The 12576-nt window shown below is 65.4% G+C and carries 11 protein-coding genes and 1 tRNA gene; 8 read left to right on the top strand and 4 right to left on the bottom strand.

Features of this window, described 5'->3' with window-relative positions:
- The first annotated feature begins 66 nt into the window (after positions 1–66).
- Complete coding sequence (locus tag AQZ49_RS14515; protein WP_197411055.1) at positions 67–3366, top strand: S41 family peptidase; 3300 nt, start codon at positions 67–69, stop codon at positions 3364–3366.
- 41 nt (positions 3367–3407) lie between these two features.
- On the opposite strand, the gene AQZ49_RS14510 is transcribed toward AQZ49_RS14515, so the two are convergent.
- Together AQZ49_RS14510 and AQZ49_RS14505 are read right to left on the bottom strand one after the other, a co-directional pair.
- Positions 3408–4703: an O-acetylhomoserine aminocarboxypropyltransferase/cysteine synthase family protein gene (locus AQZ49_RS14510; protein WP_067616885.1), complete on the bottom strand. Its 1296-nt coding sequence runs from the start codon at positions 4701–4703 to the stop codon at positions 3408–3410.
- Positions 4704–4878: 175 nt separating this feature from the next.
- Positions 4879–6135, bottom strand: coding sequence for a NupC/NupG family nucleoside CNT transporter (locus AQZ49_RS14505; RefSeq protein WP_067616884.1), 1257 nt, complete (start codon positions 6133–6135; stop codon positions 4879–4881).
- Positions 6136–6283: 148 nt separating this feature from the next.
- Between AQZ49_RS14505 and AQZ49_RS14500 the strand changes: the two genes are divergently transcribed.
- The 6 genes from AQZ49_RS14500 (at position 6284) to AQZ49_RS14475 (ending at position 10532) form a co-directional block, all read left to right on the top strand.
- A complete protein-coding gene (locus AQZ49_RS14500; protein WP_067616881.1) occupies positions 6284–6964 on the top strand; it encodes a queuosine precursor transporter in 681 nt (226 codons plus the stop codon).
- A gap of 50 nt (positions 6965–7014) precedes the next feature.
- Positions 7015–7944, top strand: a complete 930-nt coding sequence (gene argB, locus AQZ49_RS14495) for an acetylglutamate kinase (RefSeq protein ID WP_197411067.1) — start codon at positions 7015–7017, stop codon at positions 7942–7944.
- Between the two features lies 1 nt (position 7945).
- On the top strand, positions 7946–8239 hold the full coding sequence (locus AQZ49_RS14490; protein ID WP_067616874.1) for a YggT family protein: 294 nt from the start codon (positions 7946–7948) through the stop codon (positions 8237–8239).
- A 3-nt stretch (positions 8240–8242) separates the two neighbouring features.
- Positions 8243–9136, top strand: a complete 894-nt coding sequence (gene folD / locus AQZ49_RS14485) for a bifunctional methylenetetrahydrofolate dehydrogenase/methenyltetrahydrofolate cyclohydrolase FolD (protein WP_067616871.1) — start codon at positions 8243–8245, stop codon at positions 9134–9136.
- 118 nt (positions 9137–9254) lie between these two features.
- The gene (locus AQZ49_RS14480; RefSeq protein ID WP_156428318.1) at positions 9255–9905 is read left to right on the top strand and encodes a hypothetical protein; all 651 of its coding nucleotides are present in this window, start codon (positions 9255–9257) and stop codon (positions 9903–9905) included.
- A gap of 3 nt (positions 9906–9908) precedes the next feature.
- Entirely contained in the window at positions 9909–10532 is a 624-nt protein-coding gene (locus tag AQZ49_RS14475) for a MarC family protein (RefSeq protein WP_067617177.1), read from the top strand.
- Positions 10533–10535: 3 nt separating this feature from the next.
- Here AQZ49_RS14475 and AQZ49_RS14470 read toward each other — a convergent pair whose 3' ends face one another.
- A complete protein-coding gene (locus AQZ49_RS14470; RefSeq protein ID WP_067616868.1) occupies positions 10536–11150 on the bottom strand; it encodes an LON peptidase substrate-binding domain-containing protein in 615 nt (204 codons plus the stop codon).
- Between the two features lie 5 nt (positions 11151–11155).
- Positions 11156–12064: a tetratricopeptide repeat protein gene (locus tag AQZ49_RS14465; RefSeq protein WP_082701812.1), complete on the bottom strand. Its 909-nt coding sequence runs from the start codon at positions 12062–12064 to the stop codon at positions 11156–11158.
- A 265-nt stretch (positions 12065–12329) separates the two neighbouring features.
- Here AQZ49_RS14465 and AQZ49_RS14460 point away from each other — a divergent pair.
- Positions 12330–12404 (top strand) — tRNA-Gly (locus AQZ49_RS14460).
- Positions 12405–12576 lie beyond the last annotated feature (172 nt).

The raw sequence follows: 12576 nt of genomic DNA, 5'->3' as shown, positions 1-12576 counted from the left end.
TTTCCCGCACAGGCCTGCCACAGTTGCCCAGGCGCAGTCAGCGGGTGCTTGATGGCGGGGGACTTCATGCGAGGCCAATTTTTTGCAACCACCGCACTTGTCGCGGCGGCGTTGTTTGGTGCGTCTGCACAGGGCCGCGAACCGCCCCGGCTGTTGCAGCATCCCAGCCTGTCGGCCGATGCGATCGCGTTCGACTATGCCGGGGCGATCTGGGTGGTCCCGCGTGGCGGCGGCGCGGCGCATGTGGTGGTGACCGGGCAGGGCGACAACAGTCGGCCAGTGTTTTCGCCCGATGGTTCGATGATCGCTTATACCGGGCGCTATGATGGCAATACCGATGTCTATGTCGTGCCCACCGCCGGGGGCACGCCGCGCCGTCTGACCTGGCACCCCGGCGCCGATGTCGCGCTGGGGTGGAGCGCCGATGGCAGCAACGTGCTGTTCCGGTCGCAACGCGACACCATCCGCGATCTCGACCGGTTCTATCTGATCCCGGTCGGCGGCGGCGATCCGCAACCCGTGCCGCTGCCTTCGGGCGAGGACGCCGCGCTCAGCCCCGATGGCAGCCATCTGGCCTATACCCCGTTCGGCCAGTGGCAACCGGCGTGGAAACGGTACAACGGCGGGCAGACCGCGCGCATCTGGATCGCCGATCTGAAAGACAGCGCGATTACCAAAGTGCCGCGCGACAATTCCAACGACCGCAATCCGATGTTCGTGGGCGAGGATGTCTATTTCCTGTCCGACCGCGAGGGGCCGGTCTCGCTCTATCGCTATGCCCCGCGCACCGGCGCGGTGACCCGGCTGATCGACAATGGCCACGGGTTCGACATGGCCTCGGCTGCGGCGGGGCCAGGCGCGATCGTGATCGACCATTTCGGCCGGATCGAGTTGTATGATCTGGCCAGTGGCACGCTGACGCGGCCTGCCATCACGCTGGGCGCGGAGGCACCGGCGCGGCGCGTGCATATCAAGACGCTGGACAAGGGCGACATTGCCAAGGCCGTGCTGACCGCGTCGGCCAAACGCGTGGTGATCGAGGCGCATGGCGAGATCCTGTCGATCCCTGTCGAAAAGGGCGATGCGCGCAACCTGACGCAGACCGCCGGGATTGCCGAACGCGACCCGGCGCCGTCGCCCGATGGCAAGCAAGTGGCGTATTTTTCCGATGAATCGGGCGAATATGCGCTGCATATCCGCGCAGAGAACGGCACCGGCGCGGTGCGCAAGATCGATCTGGGCAGCCCCGCCTCGTTTTTCTATGCGCCGGTGTGGTCACCCGATTCCAAACGGATCGTCTATCACGACAAACGGCTCAACTTGTGGCTGATCGATCTGACCGCGCACGAGCCAAAGCCGGTGAAGATCGCCACCGACCGTTACGACAGTCCCGATTTCAACCTCGATCCGGCGTGGTCGCCCGACAGCCGGTTCATCGCCTATACGCTGCAAGGGCCCAACCACCTCCACACCATCATGATCCACGCGGTCGACACCGGCACCTCGCGCGCGCTGACCGACGGGCTGAGCGATGCGGTGTCGCCCCGGTTCGATGCGGGCGGCGATGTGCTCTATTTCATTGCCGACACCAGCCGCGGGCTGGGCGCGGGCTGGCTCGACATGTCGAGCCTGGGCCGCGCCACCGACGGTGCGGTCTATGCCGCGGTGTTGCGCAAGGACGGGGTTTCGCCCTCTGCCCCCCAAAGCGACGAGGAAGGCGAAGGCGACAAGGCGGACAAGAAAGCCGCCGACAAGACCCCCGCCGCGCCCAAACCGGTGCAGATCGATTTCGACGGGCTGGACCAGCGGATTGTCGCGCTGGGCCTGCCGGTGGCGCATTATGTCACGCTGTTTCCCGCCGAAGCGGGCGCGGTACTGGCGGTCAGCGCACCGGTGGTGCAGACCGATCACGACATGACACAGGGCGGGGATGCGCCGGTTCCGGTCAGCGTGATCCGCTTCGATGCCAAGACGCGCAAGCCCGTCACGCTGATCGATGGGGCCGATGCGGATTCGCTGTCGGTGTCGGCCGATGGCAAGAAGATCCTGTTTGCACGCAAACGCGATCTGTTTCTGGCGCCGACCGATGCCCCGGCCAAGGCGGGCCCCGATGCGATGAAATTCGCCGCCGCGATCACCGTCGATCCGCCTGCCGAATGGCGCCAGATGTACCACGAAGTCTGGCGCATAGAGCGCGATTTCCTCTATGATCCCAAGGCGCAGGGGCTCGATCTGGCGCGCGCGGAAAAGCTCTATGCCGCGTTTCTGCCCGGCCTTGGCAGCCGCGCCGAACTGAACACGCTGTTCGAGGAAATGCTCGGCCATATCGGTGTCGGCCATACGTTCGTGCGCGGCGGTGAAGGGCCCGAACAGGCCAGCGTCGGGGTGGGGCTGCCAGGCGCCGATTTTGAATTGGTCGGCGGGCATTACCGGTTTCGCACGATCCTGACCGGCGAAAACTGGAACCCCGAATTGATCGCCCCGCTGACCCAGCCGGGTGCGCAAGTCCATGCGGGCGACTATCTGCTGGCGATCAATGGCCGCCCGGTCGATGCCGCCAACGAAGTCTACAAGGGCTTCGAAGGGCTGGCGGGCAAGCAGATCGTGCTGACGGTCGGGCCAAATGCCGATGGCAGCGGTGCGCGCGATGTGAAGATCGTGCCGCTGGCGCGCGATATCCCGCTGCGCCTGCACGGCTGGATGGAGGCCAACCGGCGCACGGTCGATGCGCTGTCGGGGGGCAAGCTGGCCTATGTCTATCTGCCCGACACCGCCAGCGGAGGGTTTGCCAACTTCAACCGCTATTACTTCGGCCAGGTCGGCAAACAGGGGGTGATCCTCGACGAACGGTTCAACCATGGCGGCGACATTGCCGATTTCATCGTCGACCAGTTGAAGCGCACCCCGCAGATGATCAATTCCACCCGCGAAGGCGAACCGGTGGTCGAGCCGGCGCAGGCGATTTTCGGCCCCAAAGTCATGCTGATCAACCAGATGTCGGGATCGGGCGGCGATGCCCTGCCGTGGCTGTTCCGCAAGGCGGGTGTCGGTACGCTGGTCGGGGTGCGCACCTGGGGCGGGCTGGTCGGCATCGGCGGCTATCCCGATCTGATTGACGGGGGCAGCGTGACCGCGCCGCGCTGGGCGATCTATGGCACCAAGGGCGAATGGGAAGTCGAGGATATCGGCATTCCGCCCGACGTGACCGTCGAACAGGACCCGGCCAAAATGCGGCAGGGCCACGATCCGCAACTGGAGGCGGCGGTGGCCGTGGCGCTCGACGCGCTGGCCAAATCACCCCCGCCGACATTCCGCCAGCCGCCCGCGCCCGATCGCCATCCGGTCCTGCCCGACAGCGCGGAATAGTGCGGTGACGAACGGCGGTGCCAGGCGGGGTAGCCGTTGTGTCAGGCCGCGTCGAGCGCCTGGGCCAGGTCGGCCAGAATGTCGTCGATATGTTCGATCCCGATCGACAGCCGGACATAGCCGGGGGTGACGCCGGTGGCGGCCTGTTCCTCGGGGTTCAATTGCGAATGGGTGGTCGATGCGGGGTGGATCGCCAGGCTGCGCGCATCGCCGATATTGGCGACGTGATAGAACAGCTTCAGGGCGTTGATGAACGCCTGTCCCGCCGCCAGTCCGCCGGTCAGTTCAAACCCGACCAGCCCGCCGGTGCCACGTGCCAGATATTTCGCTGCCAGTTCGCCCGCGCGCCCGGTGGCGAGCGCGGGGTGGATCACCAGGCGGACTTTGGGATGCGCCGACAGGTAATGCGCAACCTGGACGGCGTTGGCGCTGTGGCGTTCGATGCGCAGCGGCAGCGTTTCGATCCCCTGGATCAACTGGAACGCGTTGAACGGCGACAGCGCCGCGCCGATGTCGCGCAGCAGGATTACCCGCGCGCGGATGATATAGGCGATCGGCCCCAGCGGTTTGATATCGCGCGCCCAGACCGCCCCGTGATAGCTGTTGTCGGGGGTGTTGAGCAGCGGCTGGCGCTCGGGAAAGGCTTCCCAGTCGAAATTGCCGCCATCGACGATCACCCCGCCGATCGATGTGCCATGGCCGCCGATATATTTGGTGGCCGAATGCACCACGATCGCCGCGCCATGATCGAACGGGCGGATCAGCAGCGGCGCGGCGGTGTTGTCGACGATCAGCGGAATGCCGAATTCGCGCCCGATCGCGGTAACTTCGGCGATCGGAAAGGGGATCAATTTGGGATTGGGCAGCGATTCGGCATAATAGGCGCGGGTGCGGTCATCGGTCGCGCGGCGAAACGCCTGCGGGTCGGCCGGGTCGACAAAGCGCACTTCGATACCCAGGTCTTTCAACGTGTTGGCAAACAGGTTCCAGGTGCCGCCGTAGAGATCGGTTGAGGCAACGATATTGTCGCCTGCACGCGCCAGATTGAGCACGGCATAAGTCGACGCCGCCTGGCCCGAAGCCACCGCCAGCGCGGCGACCCCGCCTTCGAGCGCGGCGACCCGCTGTTCCAGCACGTCGGTCGTCGGATTGCCGATGCGCGTATAGATATTGCCCAGTTCTTTCAGCGCAAACAGGTTCGCCGCATGCTCGGTGTCGTGAAACTGGTAGGAGGTGGTCTGATAGATCGGCACCGCTACCGACCCGGTGGTCGGATCGGCACGCCAACCGGCGTGCAGCGCAATCGTTTCGGGACGGGCCCGGGCAAGATCGGTCATGGTTTCTTCGCATTCCTCTACATCGACAAACAGCGCGCCGTCGGTGGGAAGGATCCGGCACGGCGTTATGTCTATCGATGTGATTGAGAAATGCAAGGGGGGCTGTTTTGCGCGATACCCGGCTTGTGTCCGGCGGGGCACCGTCACGGTGCCACAGATTGGTCGCAAGGTCGCCCTAAACCGTCAGAAACAGCCCCGCCAGTGCCGCGCTCATCAGGTTGCTCAGCGCGCCTGCCACCAGCGCGCGCAGGCCCAGCCGCGCGATCACCGGGCGCTGGTTGGGGGCCAGTCCGCCCGCGACGGCCATCTGGATGGCGATCGAGCTGAAATTGGCAAAGCCGCACAGCGCAAAGGTGACGATCGCCACGGTCTGCGCGCTGAGGCCCTTGGCCGCGCCCAGGTCGATGAAGGCGACGAATTCGTTGAGCACGATCTTGGTGCCGAACATCGCGCCCGCCACTTGCGCCTCGTGCCAGTCGGGCGCACCCAGCAGGCGGAACACCGGGGCGAACACGGTGCCGATCACATCCTGAAAGGCCAGCCCCGGATAGCCGATCAGCCCGCCTGCCCAGCCAAACAGACCATTGGCCAGCGCCACCAGCGCGACAAATGCCAGCACCATCGCGCCCACCGCCACCGCCAGCCGCACGCCGGTCTGCGCACCTTGCGCTGCGGCCATGATCAGGTTGGCCGGGCGTTCTTCGGCGTGGTCGGCGATCACCGGCTCGTGCGGATCGTTGAGCGGCGCATCGCCGGCGATCTCGGGTGGGGCAGGCGGCTCATCGGGATAGATCAGCTTGGCCATCAGCACGCCGCCGGGCGCCGACATGAACGCGGCGGCGACCAGATAGTCGATGCGGATGCCCATTGCCGCATAGGCCGCCAGAATGGTGCCCGCGACGCCTGCCATGCCCACCGTCATCACCGCAAACATCTGCGCCGGGGCCAGGCCCGCCAGATAGGGGCGGATCACCAGCGGCGATTCGCTTTGCCCGACAAAAATGTTGGCCGCCGCGCACAGCGCCTCGACCCGGCTGATCCCGGTGATCTTTTCCAGCGCGCCGCCGATCCAGCGGATCACCTGCTGCATGATGCCGAGATAATAGAGAATCGAAATCAGCGCGGCAAAGAACACGATCGTCGGCAGCGCCGAAATGGCAAAGCTGTGTCCGCCGATTTCGGGTGCGGCCAGCGGCCCGAACAGGAACGTGACCCCCGCGCGGGCATAACCGAGCAGGCTTTCAACGCCGTGCGCCGCGCTTTCCAGCGCATATTTGCCCGGCGGAAACCGCAGTACGAGCGCGGCAAACCCGATCTGCAGCGCAAATGCGGGCACCACGATGCGCGCACGAATGGCGCGCCGGTCGTGCGACAGCGCCACGGCAATGGCGAGGATCAGCGCCATTCCGGCAAGGCTGGACAGGATATGCATGGTGCGCGCGGGTGCTCCGACGGGATCGATTGCGCCCTCGGGTAAAGGCAATTTGGCACCGGGTCAAAATCCGAGTTTCTGGCGATCGCATCACGAAATGCAAAAAAACCGGTTCCCACTTTTTTGCGCGATGCTTTAACGCCGCTTGATGGAAAACACCGCAAAGCCTGCCCTCGCTGTTCCGCCCTCGCTGTTCCTCTACGCGCTCGTCTATGGCGGCATGGCCGTGCTGGCGGGGGTGCTGGGGGCAAAACTGGCCGATGTCGGCACCTGGCCGCTGATCGGGCGGATGACGGTCGAAAGCGGGATTTTCGCGTTTCTGCTGCTGATCGTGCTGTCGAGCGCGGTCAGCGAACTGCACGGCGTGGCGGTGGCGCAGCGTATGGTGCGGTTCGGGTTTGTGCCGCTGATCCTGTCGATGATCCTGATCCGTACAGTGATCGATCTGGTGCCACCCGCGCCGATCTGGGCCAACCAGAGCCAGTTTGCGCTGATCCTGGGGCAGGGCGCGCGCATGCAGTTTGCCGGGCTGTGCTCGTATGGGCTGTCGCAGACGCTGAACGTCACGGTGTTTGCCCGGCTGGCAGGGCACGGCATGGGGCGCGTGCTGTTTGTGCGCGCGTGGCTGGCCAGCATGCTCAGCCAGATTGTCGATACGGTCATTTTCATCACGCTGTCGTTCTGGGGCGTGGCCGGGGCCGATGGTCATCCCCTGCCGCTGGGGGTGATGATGGGCAGCCAGATCATCGCCAAGCTGGTGCTGTCGACCGTGATGGTGCCGGTGCTGGTCTGGCTGGCGGTAAAGCTGGGCCGGCGGCTGGATCATTAGCGCAAATTCATTTCGCTTTCACACGCAAACGGGTAATGGCGCGGACCATCATGGCTACCAATATCGACACCCACGACGTCTATCGCCAGTCGATGCTCGACAAGGCGGAAACCCTGATCGAGGCGCTGCCTTATCTGCAGCGCTATGCGGGCAAGACGTTCGTGGTGAAATATGGCGGCCACGCAATGGGTGACCCCGCCGCGCAACAGGATTTTGCGCAGGACGTGGTGCTGATGAAGGCGATCGGCATCAACCCGGTGGTGGTGCATGGTGGCGGGCCGCAGATCGGCGCCATGCTGAAAAAGTTGGGCATCGAATCGCGCTTTGTCGATGGTTTGCGGGTAACCGATGCGGCCACCGCCGACATTGCCGAAATGGTGCTGTGCGGCCGGATCAACAAGGAACTGGTAAGCTGGATCGCCGCCGCCGGGGGCAAGGCGCTGGGCATTTCGGGCAAGGATGCCGGGCTGATCACTGCCACCAAAGTGGAAAAGACCATCATCGATCCCGAAAGCGGGGATCAGTTGTCGGTCGATCTGGGCTTTGTCGGCGAACCCTCGGCGATCGATCCCACCATCATCCACACCGCCAGCGCGGCGGGCATGATCCCGGTGATCGCGCCGATCGGGGTGGGTGAAGACGGCTGCACCTACAACATCAATGCCGATACGATGGCGGGCGCGATCGCGGCCACGCTGGGCGCCTCGCGCCTGTTCCTGCTGACCGATGTGCCGGGCGTGCTCGACAAGAACAAGTCGCTGCTGACCGACCTGACCCCGACCGATATCGCGCGGTTGGCCGAAGACGGCACGATCAGTGGGGGGATGATCCCCAAACTGGAAACCTGCGTCCACGCGGTCGAGGCCGGGTGCGAAGCGGCGGTTGTGCTTGATGGCCGCGTGCCGCATGCCATGTTGCTCGAAGTGTTCACCACGCGCGGGGCCGGTACGCTCATTCGCGCAGAGCCGAAGGAAGCCTGACGTGCTGCTCTATACCCTTCTGACGATGGTCAACTATCTGATCAGCGTGGTGAGCTGGGTGGTGATCATCCAGTTCGTGATCGGCATGCTGATCGCCTTCAACGTGATCAACACCCGCAACGATGCGGTGATGCAGATCTATCGCGGGCTCAGCGTGTTTCTGGAACCCCTGCTCGGGCCGATCCGCCGCGCCATGCCCAGCACCGGCGCGATCGACTTTTCGCCGATGGTGCTGATCGTCGGGCTGCGGCTGGTGTCGATCCTGTTGTCGGGCCTTGCCCAGTCGGGGTATTGAACAATGGCGGCAGACATTATCGACGGCAAAGCCTTCGCGCTCGATCTGCGCGGCCGGATTGCCACGCTGGCGGCCGATTTCACCGCGCGCACGGGGCGCAAGGCCGGGCTGGCGGTGGTGCTGGTGGGCGAAGACGCGGCCAGCCAGGTCTATGTCCGCTCCAAGGGCAAGGCGACGGTCGAGGCGGGCATGGCCAGCTTTGAACACCGCCTGCCGGTCGATGCCACCCAGGCCGAACTGCTTGCGCTCGTCGAGGCGCTCAACGCCGATCCGGCGGTGGACGGCATTCTGGTGCAATTGCCGCTGCCCACGCATCTCGACGAACAGACGGTGATTGCGACAATCAGCCCCGACAAGGATGTCGATGGCTTTCACGTCATCAACGCCGGTCGGCTGGCGGTCGGTCAGCCCGGCTATGTGCCGTGCACCCCGCTGGGGTGCCTGATGCTGCTCAAAGACCGGCTGGGCAGCCTGTCGGGGCTCAACGCGGTGGTGATCGGGCGCTCGAACATCGTCGGCAAGCCGATGGCGCAATTGCTGCTGGCCGAAAGTTGCACGGTGACGATCGCGCACAGCCGCACGCGCGATCTGGCCGAGGTGGTACGCCGCGCCGATATCGTGGTGGCCGCCGTGGGGCGGCCGGAAATGGTCAAGGGTAGCTGGATCAAGCCCGGTGCCACGGTGATCGATGTTGGTATCAACCGCGTCGCAGGGACCGAACCGGGCAAGACGCGGCTGGTCGGCGATGTCGATTTTGCCGAAGCGTCGGCCATTGCCGGGGCGATCACCCCGGTGCCCGGTGGCGTCGGGCCGATGACGATTGCCGTGCTGTTGCGCAATGCGCTGGTCGCCGCATTCCGCAACGCCGGGCTGGATCTGGCGGATGATGCCATCTGATCGGGCCATCGCTAGCCCCTCCCCTTCAGGGGCGGGGTTGTGGCGGGGCCTGTCCGTTTGGCTCGGTGCGTGGGGAGGGGCCCCACCCCCGATACCTCCCCTGAAGGAGAGGGGAGTCTTGCGGTTTTTTGCAGTGCTTGCCGCGCTGGCCGCGTTGCCGGGCGTCGCGCTTGCGCGCCAGGGCCTGACCCCGCTGGGCAATCCCGGCGAACTGGTCGCAGCGGAAAGCGCACTGGCGCACCGCGTGCACGACAAGGGCGCCAATGCCGCGCTGGTCGCCATGGCGCTCGACAGCGCCGAACTGATCGATCCGGTGCGCACCCCGGCGCGGACCTGGCTCAAGACCCATGATGCCGCCGCATGGTTCGTCGATCGCCAGGTGGCCAATGTCTGGGCTTCGTGCGACGGCACCTTCGGGGTCAGCACGGGGCTGTGGCAGGGCGGCTGGTTCGCATTGGTGTGGCAGCGCCAGAAAAAGCTCGATTTCAAATGGCTGCTGGCCGATGCCGCGCCGTTGGCGGCAAAGCCGCCCGCGCCCGACTGGATCACCGGCAAAGTGGCCGATTGCCCGGCGCGTGATACGCCGATGCCCGGCCCGCCACCGGCGCCCGCCGGGGCAGACAGCCGCGACGGGCGCTCGGTCGACGGATCACTGGTCTGGCGCAGCACCGTGATGCCCGATGGATCGCGCGCGCTGCGGGTGTGGATCTGGCAGGCCGGGGCGATGCAGGTCGTGCTCGACCGTGCAACGGCGGCAGGGCCGCGCTGAATGCTGGTGCAATTGTTCCTGTCGGCCTTCATCACGCTGTTTGTGGTGATCGATCCGCCCGGCTGCGCGCCGATCTATGCGGGACTGGTCGCCGATGCGACGCAGCGTCAGGCGACGGGCATGGCGCTGCGCGCGGCGGTGATCGCGGCGGGCATTCTGGTCGGCTTTGCGCTGTTTGGCGCACAATTGCTGGCGGCGATGCATATCGAACTCGACAGTTTTCGCATCGCGGGCGGGATCATGCTGTTTCTGCTGGCGCTCGACATGGTGCTCGATCGCAACACCGAACGCCGCAGCGAACGCGCCGAGGCGGTCAAGGCCTCACGCCCGGTGGTGAAGGATGTTGCGGTGTTTCCGATGGCCATGCCGATCCTTGCGGGCCCCGGCTCGATCGCCTCGATCATGCTGCTGACCGCCCGCGCGCATGGCGCCACCGAAATGGCGGTGATCCTGGCCGCGCTGGCGATGGTGATGGTCATGGCATTTGCCGCGATGGTCGCCGCCCGCCCGATCATCCGCCTGCTCGGCGCGCAGATCGAGGCGGTGGTTACGCGCCTGCTGGGTGTGTTGCTGGCCGCGCTCGCCGCGCAATTCGTGATCGACGGGATCAAGGGCCAGTTGTTCTGAGGTTCATTGCAACGTCACTTGTCCGTCGTCGCGATCACGTCGTCCAAAAAACTGCATCAACTGGATCAGCAGTTCACACCGCGCGGCCAGCGTGTGCGCCTCCAGCAGCGCCTGTTTGGCGGCCAGGTCGAACGGCGCGATCTGGGCGACGCCGTTGATCAGCGCGGCATCGTCCAGCTTGCCCACCGAATCCCAATCCACCGCATAGCCTTGCGCGGTGGCAAAGCTGCGCGCCTCGCGCTCGAACCCGGCGCGCTCGATCGCGCTCAGGGCCTGGGTCTCGGGCTCGTCGATCAGCTCTGCTTCGACCTGCCGGAACGGGGTGGTCACATCGAGTTCGCGCAGCACGCGAAACCGCGCAATGCCGGTCAGCACGATGTTGTAGCGCCCATCGTCCAGCGCTTCGACATCGGCAATCTTGCCCACACAGCCGACACGGAACAGCGGCGCGCCTTCGCCCATCGCCTGCGGCTGGATCATCGCGATGCGCTGATCGCGCGCCAGCGCATCGGACACCATGGCGCGATAGCGCGGCTCGAAAATGCGCAATGGCAATTGCAGGCCGGGGAACAGCAAGGCCCCGGCCAGCGGAAAGATCGATAGCCGCTCGATCGCCATCGGGGTTACCCGAACAGCACGGTTGACAGCTTGCGCCGTGTCGCCGCCACCCAGGGGTCTTCCAGCCCGATCGCTTCAAAGATCTGCAACAGCCGGGTGCGCGCGGCACCTTCGTTCCAGGTGCGGTCCCTGGCCACCAGCGCCAGCAGGATGGCCGCTGCGCCATCGCGATCGCCCGCGGCATAGAGCCCGTTGGCCAGCGCCAGCCCGGCCGCCATGTCTTCGGGATCGGCGGCGACAGCAGCGCGCAGGGCGACCAGCTCATCGGCTTCGGGGGCATCTTCGGCCAGCGCCAGCGCGGCGCGGGCCTGTGCCAGCGCGGGATCATCGGCCAGCTTGGGATCAAGTTCGGCCAGCGCGGCGGCGGCCTCGTCCTTGTGCCCCGCCGCCAGCAGCGCGCGGATCAGCCCGCCGTGCGCGGCGGCGCTGTCGGGCGCCAGTTCGATGATCTGCGCAAACACCGCGACCGCCTGTTCGGCATCGCCAGAGGCCAGCACGTCTTCGCCCATTGCCAGCATCGGCGGCAGGTCGAGCGGCGGTTCGTCGCCCGGCTGCACCGGCACTTGCGCCAGAATCTGGTCGAGCACCTGCTTCAACTGCGATTCGCTGCGGGCGTTGGTCAGATCGGCAACCGGTTGTCCCTGGAACATCGCATAGACCGTGGGGATCGACCGGATCTGGAACTGCGCGGCAATGAACTGGTCTTCATCGACATTGATCTTGGCCAGCACCACGCCCTTGTCGGCATAGTCTGCGGCGACTTTTTCCAGCAGCGGGGTCAAGGCCTTGCACGGCCCGCACCATTCCGCCCAGAAGTCGAGAATCACAAGCTTGGTCATCGATGGCTCGACCACCGTCTTGCGGAACCGGTCTACGGCTTTCTGTTCGTCGAGCGAGAGGCCAAGGCTTGCCACGTGTGTCTCCAGGCGAATGGGGGCGGGATCGGGGCGGATCCGCATTTGGTCTGAGCGCACCATGTGGGATGACGGGGCCATTCGACAAGTGGCAATGGTACCAGTGGGCGCACAACCACGCCGCAAACCGGCGCCGACGCATGATTGTGCAAAGAAAGTGCATTTGGGGGGTTGCGCGGTCGCACCATCGCCGTTATTTGCCCGCCTCACCCCAGCCGAACGGCGCATTTCCAAGGGAATTGCACAGGTTCGGCGCAACGCACGAGCGGGCGTAGCTCAGGGGTAGAGCACAACCTTGCCAAGGTTGGGGTCGAGGGTTCGAATCCCTTCGCCCGCTCCAGTTACATCCTTGATTTGATTGAGGAATGTGAGAGTCGGCAGGGTTTCCCTGTTCGACGGGTGGCACGCAGTTGGCACGCAGATCGTGCTAGGCACAGGCAACTCGATGCTCAGGTCTGCGAAATAGGCGTCTATCGCGGCGCTTCCGTGGCCCAGGTAATCTGGAGCGAAGT

It is taken from the genome of Novosphingobium sp. FSW06-99, from assembly GCF_001519065.1.
Taxonomy (GTDB): Bacteria; Pseudomonadota; Alphaproteobacteria; order Sphingomonadales; family Sphingomonadaceae; genus Novosphingobium.
The sequence above is the reverse complement of the archived record's forward strand: the minus strand, read 5'-3'. Positions and strand labels throughout refer to the sequence as shown.

What these genes read in the sequence shown, in the direction of transcription:
- AQZ49_RS14515 (WP_197411055.1), top strand. Translation starts at nt 67, where the DNA reads ATGCGAGGCCAATTTTTTGCAACCACCGCACTTGTCGCGGCGGCGTTG.
- AQZ49_RS14510 (WP_067616885.1), bottom strand. Translation starts at nt 4,703, where the DNA reads ATGACCGATCTTGCCCGGGCCCGTCCCGAAACGATTGCGCTGCACGCC.
- AQZ49_RS14505 (WP_067616884.1), bottom strand. Translation starts at nt 6,135, where the DNA reads ATGCATATCCTGTCCAGCCTTGCCGGAATGGCGCTGATCCTCGCCATT.
- AQZ49_RS14500 (WP_067616881.1), top strand. Translation starts at nt 6,284, where the DNA reads ATGGAAAACACCGCAAAGCCTGCCCTCGCTGTTCCGCCCTCGCTGTTC.
- argB (WP_197411067.1), top strand. Translation starts at nt 7,015, where the DNA reads ATGGCTACCAATATCGACACCCACGACGTCTATCGCCAGTCGATGCTC.
- folD (WP_067616871.1), top strand. Translation starts at nt 8,243, where the DNA reads ATGGCGGCAGACATTATCGACGGCAAAGCCTTCGCGCTCGATCTGCGC.
- AQZ49_RS14470 (WP_067616868.1), bottom strand. Translation starts at nt 11,150, where the DNA reads ATGGCGATCGAGCGGCTATCGATCTTTCCGCTGGCCGGGGCCTTGCTG.